This window comes from Halomonas smyrnensis AAD6 (genome assembly GCF_000265245.1).
Taxonomy (GTDB): domain Bacteria; phylum Pseudomonadota; class Gammaproteobacteria; order Pseudomonadales; family Halomonadaceae; genus Halomonas; species Halomonas smyrnensis.
The window spans coordinates 382,273-400,917 of the sequence record NZ_AJKS02000002.1 but is presented as its reverse complement, the minus strand read 5'-3'; the positions used below and the strand labels follow the sequence as shown (position 1 = coordinate 400,917).

Sequence of the window (18,645 nt, the reverse complement as noted above, 5' to 3'; positions counted from 1 at the left end):
GTTCGCCAACGGCTTGTTCAGGTGAGGTGTAATATCACTTCATTCTCTTGAAATTCAGTATGTTAGGTTTTTTCGAACTCGCCGATTCCCCATGACTCGAATCATCACCCCCTTGATCTTCACGGTGTATTTGGTGTTTTTCCATCAGGCGATAGAGAGTGACCCGGGAAATGCCCAGATCGCGTGCGGCATGTAGGATATTGAAGGAATGGCGTGTGAGAGAGGCCAGGACGACCCCCCGTTCTGCCAGGTCTCTCGCCTCCTCGAGACTCGCCGCGTGACGAGAGTTCAGCACTCGACGCTCCAGGCCAAGATCCCCGGGGCGAATCAGTGGGTGCTCGCTCATGACCATCGCCCTTCTCACGCGATTGATCAGTTCTCGGATGTTACCCGGCCATTCATAAAGCTGCATGACGGACAGGCTGTCCTTGCTGAAGCCGTTCACAATGGAAGACTTTTCGCTGGAAAACTTGTTGAAGAAGTAATGGGCCAGCGTCGCGATGTCATCCCCTCTTTCACGCAGGGGGGGGACTCGAATCTGAAGAACATTAAGGCGGTGATAAAGATCCTCTCTGAACTTCCCTTCCTTTACCGCCTTTTCCAGATCCACGTGCGTCGCAGCCAGAACGCGAACATCGACCTCGATTTCCTTGAGCCCCCCTACCCTCTGTATCGTATGGTTTTCCAGGAACCGAAGCAGGTTGACCTGCATGTCCAAGGGGAGATCGCCGATTTCATCCAGGAAGAGTGTTCCACCATCCGTATTCTCGATGATGCCGATCTTTCTCTGTGAAGCACCGGTAAAGGATCCCTTCTCGTGGCCGAAAAGTTCCGACTGGATCAGGTTGCTCGGCAAGGCGCCGCAGTTGATGGCATTGAAGGGAGACTCCGCGCGAGCGGAGGAACGGTGAATGGCCTTGGCCGCCAACTCCTTGCCCGTACCGGACTCTCCCTGAATCAGAACGGGGGCATCGACGGCACCGACCTTTTGAATGGTCTTTAATAGTGTCTTTATGACAGGGCTTTCACCGACCATCTGGCATTCATGCCTTCCCCTGTGGCTACCTTCCTCAAGGATGTCTTTATCCAGGTTGATGACCGACAGGAGATTTTCGAGTGCGTGATGTAGCCTCTCCGTTTCGACCGGAATAATATGATAACCGAAGAACAGTCGACCGATACCCTGATGGTGACGAAGGTTATCGAAGACATCCTCGTGGCAGATGGCTATCAGCCTGGTGTCGAGCCTGTTGGCCGCATTCTCGAAACTCTTGATATTATCGAGGTCGTCTTGTGTCAGGAACAAGACGCCGACGCCATAATCCGCGTAGGTTTCTGTGAAGGGGATGCTGTCCAGTTCTTGAATGTGCGTGACATCCCAGCCATATGCTTCGAGTTCCCCGATGAGTCTTTCGCCATCTTCAATGGGCTGACTAATGAAGAGTAGCTTCTTGTTAGGATTCATCGCACATCCCTGATATTCTATAGAACGATCGTTTGCGAAAAAATGAGGCGAAGCACCATTCTACCGGCGTGAAATCTAGCATTCGGTTCGGGAAAAATGCTCATGAATTTTCTAGTCTCGGCGACCTAGCTGTGATGAGATTTCTGAGGGATAGGAGGTGGGGCGCCGAGGTTATGCCGTGCCCAATTGACCGCCTGTAGCCGGTTATGGACATCGATTTTCTTGAAGATATTATAGAGATGTGACTTGACCGTATGCTCGCTGACAAAGAGCCGGTCGGCGATTTCCATATTGGAAGCACCGGTTCCCAGCAGGCCGATGATCTCGAGCTCTCTCTGGGTCAGTCCGCAGGCCGGTCGATAGGCGTTGATCTGGTGGCGCCGATAGAATTCCAGCATTCGTCCCATCAGGGAGCGTGACATCCATAGCTGCCCTTCCTGGAGGGTTCGAAGCCCTTTACAGATGAGTGGCAGGCTGTCGTCACGGTAGAAAATTCCCCTGACATGCATACAGGACAATATCTCGACGGCATGATCCTCGTCCCTGAGGTTGAAGCTCGCCAGGGAGGTCTCAGGCCGTTCCGCGACATGAGATTGCCAGGCCTGCATCGCGGCATCGTCCATATGGTCGGCATCGAGCAGGATGAGGGTTTCCTCATCGGCATTGGCCACCTTGGGTTTCCGTATGCTGGATGGCGGCACGATGGCGACCTGGCAGTCGAGCTGCTGGCGCAGGTAGTCAGCGAACAGCTGAGACTGGGGCGTGTTCGCGGTCACCAGCTGTATAAGGCGATCATTGCTTTCCATAACCGGACCTCGAAAGAATGTCTGACATACTCGACCCCTTATTCCTTACGAGTAATAGGATGAGAGTAAGGCCTTAATAAGTCTCGTCCTTAATGTAAGAAAATGTAACTAACAAAAAGGCATAAAAATATCATATATATTCCCTTTTGATCTTTTGAAGTCTTCATTATTTATCAAGTAGTTAGAGAATTATATTATCCTGTTGTTATTTCTTCTCTCGCTATTGATGAATAAAATCAGTCGAAAGACTGATCGATTTTTGGTTTGGCTGTGTTTTTTCTCATGTTTGGGCGCGGTAGATTCGTCGCTAGCGCAGCGTGTTTCATTCACTTCATGAGGCGCTTAAAATGCCGCCGCAATGATCATGAACAACCGGATGACGAGATGACGACAACTGTTGTGCTGGCCAGCGGCAATGCCGGCAAGCTGCGCGAATTCAACCAGCTGCTCGCGCCCCTGGGCATGGACGTTCGCCCCCAGGCCGACTTCGCCGTGACGGAGGTCGAGGAGACCGGCCTGACCTTCGTCGAGAATGCGCTGCTCAAGGCGCGCGAGGCGAGCCGCGTCAGCGGCTTGCCGGCCATGGCGGATGACTCGGGGCTGGCCGTGGATGCGCTTCAGGGGCGCCCCGGCATCTACTCCGCGCGCTTCTCCGGAGAGCCCAAGGACGATGGTCGTAACAACGCTTACCTGCTCGAGTCCTTGGCGGATGTGCCGGCGGCACGACGGACGGCCCGCTACTGGTGCGTGCTGGTGATGCTGCGTCACGCGGAGGACCCGGTGCCGCTGATCGTGCAGCAGAGCTGGGACGGCGAGATCCTCACCGAGGCTCGCGGCGAAGGGGGCTTCGGCTATGACCCGCTGTTCTGGGTGCCGGAATGCGGCAGGACGGCCGCCGAGCTCCCGGCCGACGAGAAGAATCGGCTGAGCCATCGCGGTCGCGCCCTGAAAGCCCTGGTGGCGCAGCTCGGCGACGAGTCCTTCGCCTCATGAGCCTGTTGCTGCCGCCCCTGGCGCTCTATATCCACGTGCCCTGGTGCGTGCGCAAGTGCCCCTACTGTGACTTCAATTCCCACGGTGTCGGGTCCGGAGCCAGCCTGCCCGAGGAGGCCTATCTGGCGGCACTGATCGCCGATCTGGACGCCGATCTGCCGCTGGCCGCGGGGCGGGAGCTGGTCAGCATCTTCATCGGCGGCGGCACCCCGAGCCTGATGTCGGCCGACTTCTATGGCCGCCTGCTCGATGCCATCTCGGCACGGCTGACGTTCGCCGATGACATCGAGATCACCCTGGAAGCCAATCCGGGGACCGTCGAAAGAGGACGCTTCGCCGGCTATCGCGCCGCGGGCATCAACCGCCTGTCGATCGGCGTGCAGAGCTTTCAGGATGCCCAGCTGTCCGAGCTGGGCCGCATCCACAGCGGTGACGAGGCCCGGCTGGCCGTGGCCGAGGCCCGCCAGGCCGGGTTCGATAACCTCAACCTGGATCTGATGCATGGCCTGCCGGGCCAGACGCCGGCGCTGGCACTCGACGATCTCGACCAGGCCCTGGCACTCTCCCCCGAGCACCTGTCCTGGTACCAGCTCACCCTCGAGCCCAACACCGAGTTTCACTCGCGCCCGCCCGTGCTGCCCGAAGAGGAGGCCCTCTGGGACATCCAGGAGCTCGGCCACGAGCGGCTGGAAGCCGCCGGCTTCGCGCGCTACGAGATTTCCGCCTATGCTCGGCCAGGCCGTGCCGCGCGCCACAATCTCAACTACTGGCGATTCGGCGACTATCTGGGCATCGGGGCCGGCGCCCATGGCAAGCTGAGCGCCCACGACGATCACGGCTTTCATGTCGAGCGTCGCTGGAAGACCCGCCAGCCAGAGGCTTACCTGCGCCGGCATGATGACCCGCGCGGCTTCGTGGCCGGTCGCGAGCCGATCTCGCCCGAGGAGCTGCCGCTCGAGTTCGCCATGAACGCGCTGCGTCTCGTCGAGGGCGTGCCGCTGTCGACCTGGTCGGCCCACACCGGCCGACCGCTCGACCGGCTGCAGGCAAGTCTCGAAGCGGCGAGGAAAAAAGGACTTCTGGTGGAAGATGGCGAAAGGCTTCAAGCCTCCCCCCAGGGTCTATTATTCTTGAACGAGCTGCTGGCCCTGATCGACGCCTGAGTGAAGACTCGGGTAGATAGCTTGGTAAGGAGAGGGGCCGGCCGGAATGCCATTCGTCAACATGGAGTCGACGACGCTATGACCAAGACCGTTCGCATGATCGCGCCGCTCGCGGCCGCCGCCCTGCTGGTGGGCTGCACCACGACCAACCCGAACACCGGTGAGACCCAGCGCAGCCAGACCGGCACCGGCGCCACCATCGGTGCGCTGGTCGGCGCCGCCGCCGGCGCGCTCAGCGGCGACGGCAGCACCAGTCGTCGTGACCGCGCGCTGATCGGCGCCGCCGTGGGGGCCGCCGCCGGTGGCGGCATCGGCGCCTACATGGACAAGCAGGAAGAGGAACTGCGCCAGAGCATGGAAGGCACCGGCATCGGGGTCGAACGTCAGGGCAACGACATCATTCTCAACATGCCCAGCAGCGTGACCTTCGGCTTCGATTCCAGCGATCTGACCATGCAGGCGCGCAACGCCCTGAACGACGTCTCCTCGGTGCTGACCCAGTATCCCGAGACACGCGTCAACATCGCCGGTCACACCGACAGCACCGGCGACGCCGGCTACAACCAGCAGCTCTCCGAGCGTCGTGCCCAGGCGGTCGGCAACTATCTCTCGCAGAGCGGTGTGGCTTCCAACCGTCTCTACATGAACGGCTACGGCGAGAACCAGCCGGTGGCCAGCAACGAGACCGAAGCCGGCCGTGCCCAGAACCGTCGCGTGGAGATCACCCTGACGCCCATCTCCCAGGGCTGATCGGGTTCCCACGTTCGCCGGGCCCGTCCCCGTCAGGGGGCGGGCCCTTTTTCTTTCCGATGACGCGACCACTGCCATGCTTTCCTATCAGCACGCCTATCATGCGGGCAACTTCGCCGACGTTCACAAGCATCTGACGCTTTACGCCGTCGTCGACCACTTGTTACGTAAAAAATCATCCATTACGTATATGGATACTCACGCCGGTCGAGGCCTCTATCCGCTGGCCGCGGCCGAGACGGCGCGGCTGCAGGAATACCAGGAGGGCGTGGCCAGGCTATGGGCGAAGAGGGCGGGGCTGTCGGAGGCCTCGCCGCTGCTGGGCGACTGGCTGGCGGCGATCGCAGAGGTCCAGCAGGGCGGCGGGCTCGACCACTATCCCGGCTCGCCCTGGTGGCTGTCGCATCGCCTGCGCGAGCAGGATCGGCTGCGGCTGTTCGAGCTGCACCCGGGCGAGCATGGCCACCTGGCCGATCAGGCCTTGCCCCAGGCGGTGAAGCGCATCCAGGGCGATGGCCTGGCCGTGCTGCTGAAGGCGCTGCCGGTGAAGACGCCGCGTCTTTGCGTGCTGATCGATCCCAGCTACGAGCGCAAGGCGGAATACGACGAGGTGGCCGACACCGTGCTGTCGGCCATGCGCAAGGCGCGCCACGGGGTGGTCATGATCTGGTATCCGATGCTGCCCGCCGGGCGTCATCAGGCGCTGCTGGAGGGCCTCCGCGACGGCGGGCTGCGCAAGATCTGGCGCAGTGAACTGACGCTGGGCGACCCCGGTGAGGGCCATGGCATGTACGGCAGCGGCATGCTGGTGGTGAATCCGCCCTGGGGCCTCGACGAGCGGATCAACGAGGCCATGGCGGCGCTGCTGCCGCTGTGGGGGCCCACCGCCCGCCATCGCGGTGACTGGTGGGTGGGCGAGTAGACAAGGCCCCAAGGGAGCCTTGCTCGCGGCTATTTGCCGATACAGAAACTGCCGAAGATCTCGCCCAAGAGGTCGTCGGCGCTGAATTCGCCGGTGATCTCGCCCAGCGCCTGCTGGGCGTCGCGCAGGTCCTCGGCGAGCAGTTCGCCGGCGCCGTAGCCGGCCAGCTGGGCCTCACCGTTGCCGAGGGCCTGCTCGGCGCGATCCAGGGCGTCCAGATGGCGGCGCCGGGCCGAGAAGCGGCCCTCGGTGGTGGCCGAGAACCCCATCACCGCCTTGAGATGCTCCTTGAGGTTATCCACACCCTCGCCGGTCTTCGCCGACAGCCGCACCACCGGGGTGGCTGTGGACAAGTCGAGCCCCGGCGTTTCCTGGCTGGTGTCGACCTTGTTGCGCACCAGGGTCAGCCGCGACGGATCGGCCAGGCGCTCGACGAATTCCGGCCAGATCGCCATGGGCTCGAGGGCATCCGTGGTGGCGGCATCGACCATCAGTAGTACCCGGTCGGCCTTCTCGATCTCGCTCCAGGCCCGGGCCACGCCGATCTGCTCCACCGCGTCCGGGGTGTCGCGCAGGCCGGCGGTATCGATCACGTGCAGCGGCATGCCGTCCAGATGGATGTGCTCGCGCAGCACGTCCCGGGTGGTGCCCTCGATGTCGGTGACGATGGCGGTCTCCTGCTCGGTGAGGGCGTTGAGCAGGCTGGACTTGCCGGCGTTGGGGCGCCCGGCGATCACCACGCTCATGCCCTCGCGCATCAGCGCGCCCTGGGCCGCCGCCGCCCGCACCTCGGAAAGCTCGCCGCGGACCTCGGCCAGCTTGGCCGCCACGTGGCCGTCGGCCAGGAAGTCGATCTCCTCCTCGGGGAAGTCGATGGCCGCCTCGACGTACATGCGCAGCTCGATCAGGCGCTGCACCAGCCCCTCGACCCGTCGCGAGAACTCGCCCTGCAGCGAGCGCAGGGCGTTCTCGGCGGCGCCCCGGGAGCTGGCCTCGATCAGGTCGGCGATGGCCTCGGCCTGGGCCAGATCGAGCTTGTCGTTGAGGAAGGCGCGCTCGGAGAATTCGCCGGGGCGAGCCAGGCGGGCGCCGAGCCGCACGCAGCGCTCCAGCAGCAGATCCATGAGCACCGGGCCGCCGTGGCCCTGGAGCTCCAGCACGTCCTCGCCGGTGAAGGAGTTCGGACCCTCGAAGAACAGCGCGATGCCCTCGTCGATCATGCCCTGCTCGCCCCTGAACGGCCCGTAGAGGGCGAAGCGCGGGGCAGGGCAGTGGCCCAGCAGGCTGCCGGCGATCGACCGGCAGGCGGGCCCTGAGACGCGAATGATGCCGACGCCGCCACGCCCCGGGGGCGTGGCCAAGGCGGCGATGGTGTCCTGGGAATAGAGGCTTTCGGCCATCGGTGGCTCCTCGGTGAGACGTGGCTATTGTCCGGTTCCGGCCCCGCAAACGCCAGACCCCCGCCGAGGCGGGGGTCTGGAGCGGGAGGGAAGACCTGTGACGGCGAGCCGTTACTTGGTCTTCATGCCCTTGCCGACGCTGGGATCGGCCTCGATCTTGCGGGTGATGAAGTACTGCTGGGCGATCGAGGTGATGTTGTTCACCACCCAGTAGATCACCAGGCCGGCCGGGAACCACAGGAAGAAGAAGGTGAAGACCACCGGCAGCAGCTTCATGATCTTCGCCTGGGTCGGGTCCGGCGGCGTCGGGTTGAGCAGCTGCTGCACGAACATCGAGGCGCCCATCAGGATCGGCAGCACGAAGAACGGATCCTTCACCGACAGGTCCTGAATCCAGAACATGAAGGGCGCGTGGCGCAGCTCCACGGACTCGAGCAGCATCCAGTAGAGGGCGATGAAGACCGGCATCTGCACCAAGATCGGCAGGCAGCCCCCCAGAGGATTGATCTTCTCCTTCTGGTAGAACTTCATCATCTCCTGGGACATCTTCTGGCGGTCGTCGCCGTACTGTTCCTTGAGACGCTGCATCTCCGGGCCGAGCTTGCGCATCCGCGCCATGGACTTGTAGGCCTTGGCGGAGAGCGGCAGCAGCGCGGCCTTGACCAGCAGGGTCAGGATGACGATCGACCAGCCCCAGTTGCCGATCACGTCCTGGATATGATCCAGCAGCCAGAACAGCGGGTTGGCGATGAACCACAGCCAGCCGAAGTCGACGGTCAGTTCCAGGTGCGGCGCCACGGCCTCGAGGCGCTCCTGGACCTTCGGCCCCACGTAGAGCGTGGCGCCCAGGGCGGCGGTGCCGCCCGCGGCGACGCTCTGGTTGGCGCCGGCGAAGGCGGCCACGTTGCGGCCCTGGGAGTCGGTGGTGGCGTAGTACAGGTTCTGCTGGTCCTGGGGCGGCGCCCAGGCGGATGTGAAGTAGTGCTGGATCATGGCGACCCAGCCGCCCTCGACGTCGCGATTGTCGAAGTTGCCTTCCTGGATCTCCTCGAAGTCGACCTTGAGGTAGTTGTCCTCCGGCGTGGAGTAGGCGGCGCCCAGGTAGGAGCGCATGCCCATCTTCGGACCGCTCGACGGATCGGCGCTGTCATCGCGCACCAGCTGGCCGATGAAGCGGGCGGTCACCGGGGTCTCGCCCTGGTTGTCCAGCAGGTAGTCGACCTTCACCGCATAGCTGTCGCGGTCGAAGGTGAAGCGCTTGATGACGTCCACGCCGTCGACGCTGGCCGAGAGGTCCACCTGCAGCGCGTCCTCGCCCTCGGCGAGCCGGTACTCGGTCTGCTCGGGAGAGAAGGTCAGGCGGCCCTGGTGGCCTTCCAGCTGCAGGCCGGAGCGTGCCACGTAGCTGCGCGTCCGGTCGTTGGAGAGCAGCACGAAGGGCTGACCGGAGTCGAGCGCGTATTGGTGCTGGGGGAGGGCGGCGTAGACGATGTCGCCGCCCTGCGGGTCGATGCGCACGTCCAGCACGTCGGTGGAGACGGCCACCAGATCGCGGCTGTTGCCGGATGCCTGGCCGGGCATCTCGCTGGCCATGTCGTCCGCCGAGCGGTTCTGGGTCGGCACCGAGAGGTCGTCACCGCCGCTGTCCCCGGAGGAGGACGTCTGGCTCTCGTTGGAGATGGTCGGGGCCTGGGGGGCGGTGGCCACCTGACCGTAATCCTGATTCCACTGCACGACGATCAGGTAGGCGAGGACCGCCAGGGGAATCAGCAGTAGTAGTCGTTTTACATCCATGAGGGGTCTGCTCGATGGGTGGTGAACAATCCGGTGGCGCGATGCCGCTCGCCGGCCCGACATACGCGAAAGCCTGCCGGGGGCAGGCTAGCGTTGGCTCGCAGAGCGTCCCTTGGGAACGCGACGAGGTCAAGCGGGATGGCGTCTGGCGTGATCACGCGGATGCAGGCTCCGGGCGGTGCCAACAGCGACGGGCAGGGAGCGTCATCGACGCTCTGCCGCAGATGCGTCGCCGGCGGTCGCCTTGTTCGCTTCGCGTTCCAGACGCTTCCACATGCCGTGCAGCTGGCGGTGGACGGTAGCGTTGTCCAGATCCTGAACGCCGCGTCGGGCGAGCAGCACGATATCCACAGGGGGAAGTCGGTGTTGGCGAAGACGAATGGAGTCGCGCGCGATGCGCTTGAGGCGGTTGCGGTCGACGGCCCGACGCACGTTCTTCTTGCTGAAGATCAGTCCGAGGCGGGGATGCCCCAGATCATTGGGGGAGGCCAAGGCCATCAATCCCTTGCCATGGACCTTGAAGGCAGCGCTGTCGAAGACGCGTCGGTAGTCCCCGGCAGTCAGCAGGCGCAGCTGCCGGGGAAAGCCCTGACTGGACACGGGAGGTCCGCGATCAGGCGCTCAGGCGCTTGCGGCCCTTGGCGCGACGACGCGCCAGGACGGCACGACCGTTTTTGGTGGCCATGCGAGCACGGAAGCCATGCGCGCGCTTGCGCTTGAGAACGCTGGGTTGAAATGTGCGTTTCATAACTCGTTATTCCCACGTGGTTTTTGGAACAAATCGGCGAATAGAGGCGCCCGGGTTCCGGTGGGGAATCCGGGTAGATTCGGCTCAGGACCGGAAATTGTAGTGATATCGGGCCTCGGGCGCAATTTTTCCTTGCGACTTTTCGCCGGGGCGTTCTCTCCCCGTCGATGGCGAATCCACTACCATTACTAGTATTGGTTTTCTATTACACCCTGTGATTATTGATGGGGAAGGTTTCTGTGGATAACCGGGACAACCTTTTCCACATCAGATTCTTGGCGTTATCACAATCGTGTGGATAGCCTCTTGGGAAGGTCGAGACAGGCGGTGGACGAGCGGTGCATGGATATGCCACTCATCCACAGGACCGGGATGGTGCCCAGATTCCGCCCAGCTTCCTCCCGTTTCCCCGGGCAGGTTTTCCACAGCGTTGTCCGCAGCGGTCATCCATGTGGATAACCCGGCGGTGGCGCGATACAATGTCCGGTCGTTCTTCAACCGAATGGTGAGGTCGCGTGTCGCTCGCTCTCTGGCAACAATGTCTGGATACCCTGCAGGACGAACTGAGTTCTCAGCAGTTCAACACCTGGATTCGCCCCTTGCAGGCGGAGGAAGGTGAGGCCAACCAGCTGCGTCTGCTGGCACCCAACCGCTTCGTGCGCGACTGGGTCAGCGACAAGTTCGCCAAGCGCATCAGCGAGCTCATGCGTGAACTGTCGCCGGCCAAGCCGCCCAAGGTGGTGGTGACCGTGGGCAGTCGGCGCGTGGCGTCGCCGGCCCCGCAGACCCGCGAACTGGGCGACCCCGTCTCCGCCGCGCCTCGGGCCCCGGCGGTACAGACCCCGCCGCGCGGCGACGTGGCCGACGAGAGCGAGATCGACCAGCTGCGTGACGAGGGCGGCGACGTGCCCCGCCGGCCCGGCAGCGAGCGCCAGGTGCAGGTGGAAGGCAGCCTCAAGCACAACAGCGGCCTGAACCCGAGCTTTACCTTCGAGACCTTCGTCGAGGGCAAGTCCAACCAGCTGGCCCGGGCCGCTTCCCGTCAGGTCTCGGAGAATCCCGGTGGCGCCTACAACCCGCTGTTCCTCTATGGCGGCGTCGGCCTCGGTAAGACCCACCTGATGCATGCCGTCGGCAACGCCCTGGCCGGGCGGCGCGAGAACGCGCGGGTCGTCTACCTGCACTCCGAGCGCTTCGTCGCCGACATGGTCAAGGCGCTGCAGCTCAACGCCATCAACGACTTCAAGCGCTTCTACCGCAGCGTCGATGCGCTGCTGATCGATGACATCCAGTTCTTCGCCGGCAAGGAGCGCTCCCAGGAGGAGTTCTTCCACACCTTCAATGCCCTGCTCGAGGGTGGCCAGCAGATGATCCTGACCTCGGATCGCTATCCCAAGGAGATCAGCGGGGTGGAGGAGCGCCTCAAGTCGCGCTTCGGCTGGGGGCTGACGGTGGCCATCGAGCCGCCGGAGCTCGAGACCCGGGTGGCGATCCTGATGAAGAAGGCCGACCAGGCCAAGGTCGATCTGCCCCATGACGCCGCCTTCTTCATCGCCCAGAAGATCCGCTCCAACGTCCGCGAGCTGGAGGGCGCCCTGAAGAAGGTCATCGCCGATTCCCACTTCATGGGGCGGCCGATCACCCAGGACTTCATCCGCGAATCGCTCAAGGACCTGCTGGCCCTGCAGGACAAGCAGGTCGGGGTCGACAACATCCAGCGCACCGTCGCCGAGTACTACAAGATCAAGCTCGCCGATCTGCTCTCCAAGCGGCGCTCGCGCTCGGTGGCTCGCCCCCGCCAGGTCGCCATGGCGCTGGCCAAGGAGCTGACCAACCACAGCCTGCCGGAGATCGGCGACGCCTTCGGCGGACGCGACCACACCACCGTGCTGCACGCCTGCCGCAAGGTGCAGGCGCTTCAGGAAGAGAACGCGGACATCCGCGAGGACTACAAGAATCTGCTGCGTCTGCTGACCAGCTGATTGCCCGAATGCGAAGGGCCGGGCGCGGCGCCGGCCCCCATCCCTCCAGGACAAGAGAAGTGGAGTCGACATGAAATTTTCCATCTCCCGTGAAGCGCTGCTGCGCCCGCTGGCGCTGGTCGCCGGCGTGGTGGAGCGTCGTCAGACCCTGCCGGTGCTGTCCAACGTGCTGATTCAGGTCGAGCAGGACCAGGTCTCGCTGACCGGCACCGACCTCGAGGTCGAGCTGATCGGGCGCACCGTGGCCAGCCAGGTCGAACAGCCGGGCGGCATCACCGTGCCGGCGCGCAAGCTGATGGACATCTGCAAGTCGCTGCCCGACCAGTCCGAGATTCAGCTGTCGCTGGAAGAGGGGCGGGCGGTGCTGCGCAGCGGCCGCTCGCGTTTCACGCTTTCGACCCTGCCGGTGGCCGAATTCCCGAGCATCGAGGACGGCCAGAGCAGCGTCGAGCTGAGCCTGCCCCGCGGCACCCTCAAGCACCTCATCGACTCCACCTCCTTCGCCATGGCGCAGCAGGACGTGCGCTACTATCTCAACGGCATGCTGCTGGAGTTCGCCAGCAACCTGGTGCGCGCGGTGTCCACCGACGGCCACCGCCTGGCGGTCTGCTCGCGTCCGGCCGAGATCCAGGTCGAGCCGTCACAGAAGCTGATCGTGCCGCGCAAGGGCATCCTCGAGCTGGTGCGCCTGCTCGACGACAGCGACGAGCCGGTCAGCCTGACCCTCGGCGCTACCCACATCCGCGCCCACACCGGCGACTTCACCTTCACCTCCAAGCTGGTGGACGGCAAGTTCCCCGACTACGAGCGGGTGGTGCCGCGCAACGGCGACAAGGTGTTCATCGCCGAGCGCTCCGAGCTGCGTCAGGTCCTGTCGCGTACCGCCATCCTCTCCAACGAGAAGTACCGCGGCGTGCGCCTCAACCTGGAGGAGGGCAACCTGCGGGTCATGGCCAACAATCCCGAGCAGGAAGAGGCCGAGGAGAACGTGGCCATCGAATACGCCGGGCCGGCCATGGAGATCGGTTTCAACGTCGGCTATCTGGTGGACGTGCTCAACGTGCTCGACCAGGAGCGGGTGCAGATGACCCTGGCCGATCCCAACAGCAGTGCGCTGATGGAAGAGACGGGCGGCGGCGACGCCCTCTACGTCGTCATGCCCATGCGCCTCTGACGGAATGCCCCTCGATCGTCTCTCCTTCCAGGGCCTGCGCAACCTGCAGGCCCTGGAGCTCGCGCCCGGCCCGGGCATCAATCTCTTCACGGGCGCCAACGGCAGCGGCAAGACCAGCCTGCTCGAGGGCATCCACGTGCTGGGCATGGGGCGTTCGTTCCGCACGCGCCGCCTGCCCAACGCCATCGCCCACGATGCCGAGAGCCTGACTCTCCACGGTCGCCTGGTGGGCGACCCGCCCGTTCCGCTCGGCGTGCGCCGCCGCCGCGACGCCGAGGAGCTCGAGCTGCGTCTCGGCGGCGAGCGCCTGGACCGCCTCTCGGGGCTGGTCGAGGTGCTGCCGCTGCAGCTGATCAATCCCGACGCCTTCCGCCTGCTCGAGGGCTCGCCGGCCGGCCGCCGCGAGTTCCTCGACTGGGGCGTGTTTCACGTGAAACACGATTTCCTCGACGCCTGGCGGCGCTATCGTCGGGCCCTCAAGCATCGGAATGCCCTGCTCAGGCATGGTAGAATGCACGATGCTTCACTGGATGCCTGGGAGCAGGAACTGGTGCTGTGGGGCGAACGACTGGACGCCCTGCGTCGCGACTGGATGGCGGACTTCCAGCCGGTGTTCAGCGAGACCCTGGCCGGGTTGATCGAGCTGCCGGGCCTGACCCTGCGCTATTCGCGGGGCTGGGACCGCAAGCGCTCCCTGGCCGAGGTGCTGCAGCAGGGGCGGGACACCGATCGCCAGATGGGATTCACGCAGCAGGGGCCGCAGCGGGCCGACCTGGGCATTCGCCTCGACCGGCGGCCGGCCGTGGAGGTGCTCTCACGGGGCCAGCAGAAGCTGGTGGTGAGTGCCCTGAAGCTGGCCCAGGGGCGTCTGCTGGAGCAGGCCACGGGCCAGTCCTGCGTCTATCTGATCGACGACCTTCCCGCCGAACTGGACGAAGCGCACCGCCGAGTCTTCTGCACCTGGCTGGAACGGATGCGCTGCCAGGCATTCATCACCAGTGTCGACCCGGAGGCGCTGGACGGCGCGTGGAGCGCGCAGACGCCGGTGGCGATGTTTCACGTGAAACGCACCGAATCGGGGCAGGGGCAGCTGCTGCCAACGGACAGACAGACTTCATGACGGAGTAGTCAATGAGCGAACAGGCTTACGACTCATCGAGCATCAAGGTCCTCAAGGGCCTGGATGCGGTACGCAAGCGGCCCGGCATGTACATCGGCGACACCGACGATGGCACAGGCCTGCACCACATGGTGTTCGAGCTGGTGGACAACTCCATCGATGAGGCCCTGGCCGGCTATTGCAGCGAGATCCGGGTGATCATTCATCCGGACGAGTCGATCACGGTCAGCGACAACGGCCGCGGCATTCCGACCGACGTGCACGAGGAAGAGGGCGTGTCGGCGGCCGAGGTGATCATGACCGTGCTGCACGCCGGCGGCAAGTTCGACGACAACTCCTACAAGGTCTCCGGCGGCCTGCACGGCGTCGGGGTCTCGGTGGTCAACGCGCTCTCCGAGGAGCTCAAGCTGACCATCTGGCGCAACGAGCAGGTCCACGAGCAGGTCTACCGTCATGGCGTGCCCGTGGCGCCGCTGTCGGTGGTCGGCAAGACCGAGCAGAGCGGCAGCCGGGTGCACTTCAGGCCGTCGCCCGAGACCTTCCACAACATCGAGTTCCACTACGATGTGCTGGCCAAGCGTCTGCGCGAGCTGTCCTTCCTCAACTCCGGCGTCGCCATCCGGCTGATGGACGAGCGCACCGGCAAGGAAGAGCTGTTCCACTACGAGGGCGGCCTCAAGGCATTCGTCGACCACCTGAACACCAACAAGACGGTGCTCAACCCGGTCTTCCACTTCAACATCGAGCGCGAGGACGGCGTCGGCGTCGAGATCGCCATGCAGTGGAACGACACCTTTGCCGAGAACATCTTCTGCTACACCAACAACATTCCCCAGCGGGATGGCGGCACCCACCTGGCCGGCTTCCGTGCCTCGCTGACGCGCACGCTGAACCACTACATCGAGGCCGAGGGCCTGCTCAAGAAGGCCAAGGTCAGCACCTCCGGCGATGATGCCCGCGAGGGCCTGACCGCGATCATCTCGGTCAAGGTGCCGGACCCGAAGTTCTCCTCCCAGACCAAGGACAAGCTGGTCTCCTCCGAGGTGAAGACCGCGGTGGAGCAGGAGATGGGGCGGCAGTTCGCCGAGTACCTGGTCGAGAAGCCGAACGAGGCCAAGTCCATCGTCAACAAGATGCTGGACGCGGCCCGCGCCCGCGAGGCGGCGCGCAAGGCCCGCGACATGACCCGTCGCAAGGGCGCGCTGGACATCGCCGGCCTGCCCGGCAAGCTGGCCGACTGCCAGGAGAAGGACCCGGGCCTGTCCGAGCTGTTCCTGGTCGAGGGTGACTCGGCCGGCGGCAGCGCCAAGCAGGGCCGCGATCGTCGTACCCAGGCGATCCTGCCGCTCAAGGGCAAGATCCTCAACGTCGAGAAGGCGCGCTTCGACAAGATGCTGTCCTCGGCCGAGGTCGGCACCCTGATCACCGCGCTGGGCTGCGGCATCGGGCGCGAGGAGTTCAACCCCGACAAGCTGCGCTACCACTCCATCATCATCATGACCGATGCGGACGTGGACGGCTCCCACATCCGGACCCTGCTGCTGACCTTCTTCTTCCGTCAGATGTCGCAGCTGATCGAGCGCGGTCATGTGTTCATCGCCCAGCCGCCGCTCTACAAGATCAAGCGCGGCAAGCAGGAGAGCTACCTCAAGGATGAACAGGCGCTCACCGACTATCTGACCACCACCGCCCTGGACGGCGCACGCCTTCACGTGAGCGCCGACGCCCCGGGCATCGGCGGCGAGCACCTGCAGTCGCTGGTGGATCAGTACCGTGACGTGATGCGCCGCATCGAGCGCCTGTCGCGGGTCTATCCGGACGTGGTGCTACGCAAGATCGTCCACGCCGCGCGCGTCGAGGGCGAGGAGAGCCTGCGCGACCGTGCCGCGATGCAGGGCTGGATCGACTACCTGCAGCGCGAGATGGATGCCCTGGTGGACTACGAGGGTGGCCCGCGCTACCACTTCCGCCTGGAAGAAGACAGCGAGCGAGGCCTCTACCTGCCGGCGGTGACCCTGCTCGCCCATGGCGTCACCAGCGACTACGTGTGGGGCGTCGACTTCTTCACCAGCGCCGACTACCGCGCCATCGCCGGCCTCGGCGAGACCCTGGACGGTCTGGTCGAGGAGGGCGCCTTCGTGGCCCGCGGCGAGCGTCAGCAGGCGATCGGCAGCTTCTACGATGCCCTGGAGTGGCTGATGAACGAGGCCCAGCGTGGCCTGTCCATCCAGCGCTACAAGGGCCTGGGCGAGATGAACCCGGAGCAGCTGTGGGAGACCACCATGGATCCCGAGACGCGGCGCATGCTGCGCGTGTCCATCGAGGATGCCGTGGCCGCCGACATGATGTTCAACACCCTGATGGGTGATGAGGTCGAGCCGCGCCGCGACTTCATCGAGCGCAACGCTTTGGTGGCCAATCTGGATATCTGATCCCCGGCACGATGTTTCACGTGAAACATCGCTGGCGCCGCGCACAAGAAAACCCCGAAGGTTAAGCCTTCGGGGTTTTCTTTTTGCTGTGGGTGATTCCCGTCTGCCGACTGGCAGCTTACGGCTGTCGTTCGAGCAGCCAGTTGACGAAGGCTGCCAGGTCGTCGAACACCCGTGTCCGATCGTCACTCGCGCGCTCGGGATGCCTGGCCAGGGTCCGTTCGCCCTTGCCGGTGCGTACCAGCACCGCTCGGCAGCCGACCGCTTCGCCGGCTTCCAGATCGCGCAGGCTGTCGCCGACCATCCAGCTGCCCGTGAGGCTCTCGAGTTCGAGAGCGGCCCCCAGCCGCTCGAGCAGCCCGGGCAGTGGCTTGCGGCAGTCGCAGTCATCGTCGGGGCCATGCGGACAGTGAACGATGTGGGCAATCTCGCCGCCGGCCGCGGCGACGAGCGCCTTCAGCCGCTCATGCATCGCCGCCAGCGTTGCCTCGTCGTAGTAGCCACGGGCGATCCCCGACTGGTTGGTGGCCACGGCCACCGTCCAGCCGGCCTTCGACAGGCGGGCGATGGCGTCGATGGCCTGAGGGTAGGGCAGGAACTCGTCGAGCGACTTCACGTAGTCGTCGGAATCCCGATTGATCACGCCATCCCGGTCGAGGATGACTAGCTGGGCGGCAGGCGCCTCGTCACACGGCATGACGGCTCCGGGCAGAATGGGAACGGTCACGGAAGTGTTTCATGTGAAACAGAAGATGCCAAGCGTCGGGTGGCGCCCGACGCTCGACTTGGTGCGGCGTCAATCGGCCCGGTGACCGGCGACGGGCGATTCAAGGAATGACGCGTCGTTCCCGCAGACGATCCAGGGCATGAAGGAGCCGCTCATGGGAGTCGCAGCGGGGGGTGAAGCCGTACCGGTAGATCTTGTTGACGTCGGAGATGACGTCACACTCGGTACGGAAGATGAAGTCACCGAAGCCCCAGCCGACCAGTCGATCTAACCGCTCTTCGACCAGATCGTGACGCCTGGCGATGCGCTCCCAGACCGGCTGCTTGTCGGCCATGTGCTGCGTGAGCGGAATCGGCACGGGAGAGGCGCTTTCCAACCCCAGGTGCTCGGCGGCTTCCGGCCACAGCCGTTCCCAGCGGAAGACGTCACCGTTGGTAATGTTGAAGGCCTCGCCGGCGATGCCCTCGGCGGTCGCCGCCCAGGCGCTGGCCTCGCCGAGCAGGTCGGCATCGGTGAACTGCATCAGTACGCGATAGGCGGCCTCGGTACCGGGATAGCGCATCGGCACGCCCAGCTCACGCGACAGCGCCGCGAAGACACCGATGACGACGGCGATGTTCATGGGGTTGCCATGGACGTTGCCATCGATCATCAGGTCGGGGCGCAGCACGACATGATCCCAGCGGGCGCTGCGGGCGCGTTCCGTCAGGATGGCCTCCTGAGCCTGATACAGGTTGGGCGGCAGATGACTGGGGTCGTCCTCGCGAGCGGGCGTCGGTACCTTGGCGCCCAAATGGATGCCGTAGATCTTGAACCCCTGGTAGATGACGACCCGTTCGAGTGGCGCTTCGGCTACCTCCAGGGCATCCAGCAGATTCTCGAGCATCGCCGCGTTGCGTTGCGCTTCCACGGCGAGGTCATCGTCCGGTGACAGGGCCGCATAGAACAGGTGGGTGGTGTCGGCGGCCTGCTCGGCGATCACCCGGCGAGTGGCCTCGGGATCGGTGAGGTCGACGCACAGGGTGTCCATGCCGTCGATGGGATGGCGTGCCAGCCCCCTAACCACGTTGTGTGGCGTATCGAGGGCGCGGTGCACGCCGTGACCGATGATGCCGCTGGCACCGGCGATCAGGGCCTTGATGGGCTGGCTCATGGGGCCTCCATGTTGG

At 64.4% G+C, this 18,645-nt stretch carries 16 protein-coding genes; 8 read left to right on the top strand and 8 right to left on the bottom strand.

Translation table 11 applies throughout. The features are described from left to right. Positions 1-34: 34 nt before the first annotated feature. Together UYS_RS16855 and UYS_RS0203910 are read right to left on the bottom strand one after the other, a co-directional pair. Positions 35-1,465 (bottom strand): sigma-54 dependent transcriptional regulator, encoded by a 1,431-nt coding sequence (locus UYS_RS16855; RefSeq protein WP_016854191.1) that lies wholly within the window; start codon positions 1,463-1,465, stop codon positions 35-37. A 125-nt stretch (positions 1,466-1,590) separates the two neighbouring features. Beyond that, positions 1,591-2,271 carry a LuxR C-terminal-related transcriptional regulator gene (locus tag UYS_RS0203910; RefSeq protein WP_016854190.1) on the bottom strand — a complete coding sequence of 227 codons (681 nt, stop codon included), beginning with the start codon at positions 2,269-2,271 and terminating at the stop codon, positions 1,591-1,593. Between the two features lie 384 nt (positions 2,272-2,655). Between UYS_RS0203910 and rdgB the strand changes: the two genes are divergently transcribed. The 4 genes from rdgB to UYS_RS0203890 all read left to right on the top strand — a co-directional run bounded on the left by rdgB (position 2,656) and on the right by UYS_RS0203890 (position 6,099). After that, positions 2,656-3,264, top strand: a complete 609-nt coding sequence (gene rdgB, locus UYS_RS0203905) for an RdgB/HAM1 family non-canonical purine NTP pyrophosphatase (protein ID WP_040477866.1) — start codon at positions 2,656-2,658, stop codon at positions 3,262-3,264. Then, entirely contained in the window at positions 3,261-4,427 is a 1,167-nt protein-coding gene (gene hemW / locus UYS_RS0203900) for a radical SAM family heme chaperone HemW (RefSeq protein ID WP_016854188.1), read from the top strand. The genes rdgB and hemW overlap by 4 nt, the downstream gene beginning before the upstream one ends. A 78-nt stretch (positions 4,428-4,505) precedes the next feature. Continuing rightward, positions 4,506-5,177, top strand: a complete 672-nt coding sequence (locus tag UYS_RS0203895) for a YiaD family glycine zipper/OmpA-like lipoprotein (RefSeq protein ID WP_016854187.1) — start codon at positions 4,506-4,508, stop codon at positions 5,175-5,177. A 76-nt stretch (positions 5,178-5,253) separates the two neighbouring features. After that, positions 5,254-6,099: a 23S rRNA (adenine(2030)-N(6))-methyltransferase RlmJ gene (locus UYS_RS0203890; RefSeq protein WP_026068328.1), complete on the top strand. Its 846-nt coding sequence runs from the start codon at positions 5,254-5,256 to the stop codon at positions 6,097-6,099. Positions 6,100-6,128: 29 nt separating this feature from the next. Here the strand turns inward: UYS_RS0203890 and mnmE are convergent, their stop codons facing one another. From mnmE to rpmH, 4 genes are all read right to left on the bottom strand, one after another. Further along, a complete protein-coding gene (mnmE, locus tag UYS_RS0203885; protein WP_016854185.1) occupies positions 6,129-7,499 on the bottom strand; it encodes a tRNA uridine-5-carboxymethylaminomethyl(34) synthesis GTPase MnmE in 1,371 nt (456 codons plus the stop codon). Positions 7,500-7,610: 111 nt separating this feature from the next. Then, a complete protein-coding gene (gene yidC, locus UYS_RS0203880; RefSeq protein ID WP_016854184.1) occupies positions 7,611-9,293 on the bottom strand; it encodes a membrane protein insertase YidC in 1,683 nt (560 codons plus the stop codon). Positions 9,294-9,497: 204 nt separating this feature from the next. Continuing rightward, positions 9,498-9,893, bottom strand: a complete 396-nt coding sequence (gene rnpA / locus UYS_RS16850; RefSeq protein ID WP_016854183.1) for a ribonuclease P protein component — start codon at positions 9,891-9,893, stop codon at positions 9,498-9,500. A gap of 13 nt (positions 9,894-9,906) precedes the next feature. After that, the gene (rpmH, locus tag UYS_RS17885) at positions 9,907-10,041 is read right to left on the bottom strand and encodes a 50S ribosomal protein L34 (protein ID WP_008959105.1); all 135 of its coding nucleotides are present in this window, start codon (positions 10,039-10,041) and stop codon (positions 9,907-9,909) included. 515 nt (positions 10,042-10,556) lie between these two features. Between rpmH and dnaA the strand changes: the two genes are divergently transcribed. The 4 genes from dnaA to gyrB all read left to right on the top strand — a co-directional run bounded on the left by dnaA (position 10,557) and on the right by gyrB (position 16,749). Beyond that, positions 10,557-12,023, top strand: a complete 1,467-nt coding sequence (dnaA, locus tag UYS_RS0203870; protein WP_026068327.1) for a chromosomal replication initiator protein DnaA — start codon at positions 10,557-10,559, stop codon at positions 12,021-12,023. A 70-nt stretch (positions 12,024-12,093) separates the two neighbouring features. After that, positions 12,094-13,197, top strand: coding sequence for a DNA polymerase III subunit beta (gene dnaN / locus UYS_RS0203865; RefSeq protein WP_016854181.1), 1,104 nt, complete (start codon positions 12,094-12,096; stop codon positions 13,195-13,197). 4 nt (positions 13,198-13,201) lie between these two features. Continuing rightward, positions 13,202-14,317 carry a DNA replication/repair protein RecF gene (gene recF, locus UYS_RS0203860; RefSeq protein WP_016854180.1) on the top strand — a complete coding sequence of 372 codons (1,116 nt, stop codon included), beginning with the start codon at positions 13,202-13,204 and terminating at the stop codon, positions 14,315-14,317. A gap of 11 nt (positions 14,318-14,328) precedes the next feature. Then, complete coding sequence (gene gyrB / locus UYS_RS0203855) at positions 14,329-16,749, top strand: DNA topoisomerase (ATP-hydrolyzing) subunit B (RefSeq protein WP_016854179.1); 2,421 nt, start codon at positions 14,329-14,331, stop codon at positions 16,747-16,749. 118 nt (positions 16,750-16,867) lie between these two features. On the opposite strand, the gene gmhB is transcribed toward gyrB, so the two are convergent. Both gmhB and UYS_RS0203845 read right to left on the bottom strand, forming a co-directional pair. Next, positions 16,868-17,446: a D-glycero-beta-D-manno-heptose 1,7-bisphosphate 7-phosphatase gene (gene gmhB / locus UYS_RS0203850; RefSeq protein WP_016854178.1), complete on the bottom strand. Its 579-nt coding sequence runs from the start codon at positions 17,444-17,446 to the stop codon at positions 16,868-16,870. A 130-nt stretch (positions 17,447-17,576) separates the two neighbouring features. After that, complete coding sequence (locus UYS_RS0203845) at positions 17,577-18,629, bottom strand: SDR family oxidoreductase (RefSeq protein ID WP_016854177.1); 1,053 nt, start codon at positions 18,627-18,629, stop codon at positions 17,577-17,579. Positions 18,630-18,645 lie beyond the last annotated feature (16 nt).

Bases quoted from the DNA above. Each gene is read 5' to 3' on its own strand.
- UYS_RS16855 (WP_016854191.1), bottom strand. From the start codon at position 1,465: ATGAATCCTAACAAGAAGCTACTCTTCATTAGTCAGCCCATTGAAGAT.
- UYS_RS0203910 (WP_016854190.1), bottom strand. From the start codon at position 2,271: ATGGAAAGCAATGATCGCCTTATACAGCTGGTGACCGCGAACACGCCC.
- rdgB (WP_040477866.1), top strand. From the start codon at position 2,656: ATGACGACAACTGTTGTGCTGGCCAGCGGCAATGCCGGCAAGCTGCGC.
- hemW (WP_016854188.1), top strand. From the start codon at position 3,261: ATGAGCCTGTTGCTGCCGCCCCTGGCGCTCTATATCCACGTGCCCTGG.
- UYS_RS0203895 (WP_016854187.1), top strand. From the start codon at position 4,506: ATGACCAAGACCGTTCGCATGATCGCGCCGCTCGCGGCCGCCGCCCTG.
- UYS_RS0203890 (WP_026068328.1), top strand. From the start codon at position 5,254: ATGCTTTCCTATCAGCACGCCTATCATGCGGGCAACTTCGCCGACGTT.
- mnmE (WP_016854185.1), bottom strand. From the start codon at position 7,499: ATGGCCGAAAGCCTCTATTCCCAGGACACCATCGCCGCCTTGGCCACG.
- yidC (WP_016854184.1), bottom strand. From the start codon at position 9,293: ATGGATGTAAAACGACTACTACTGCTGATTCCCCTGGCGGTCCTCGCC.
- rpmH (WP_008959105.1), bottom strand. From the start codon at position 10,041: ATGAAACGCACATTTCAACCCAGCGTTCTCAAGCGCAAGCGCGCGCAT.
- dnaN (WP_016854181.1), top strand. From the start codon at position 12,094: ATGAAATTTTCCATCTCCCGTGAAGCGCTGCTGCGCCCGCTGGCGCTG.
- recF (WP_016854180.1), top strand. From the start codon at position 13,202: ATGCCCCTCGATCGTCTCTCCTTCCAGGGCCTGCGCAACCTGCAGGCC.
- gyrB (WP_016854179.1), top strand. From the start codon at position 14,329: ATGAGCGAACAGGCTTACGACTCATCGAGCATCAAGGTCCTCAAGGGC.
- gmhB (WP_016854178.1), bottom strand. From the start codon at position 17,446: ATGCCGTGTGACGAGGCGCCTGCCGCCCAGCTAGTCATCCTCGACCGG.
- UYS_RS0203845 (WP_016854177.1), bottom strand. From the start codon at position 18,629: ATGAGCCAGCCCATCAAGGCCCTGATCGCCGGTGCCAGCGGCATCATC.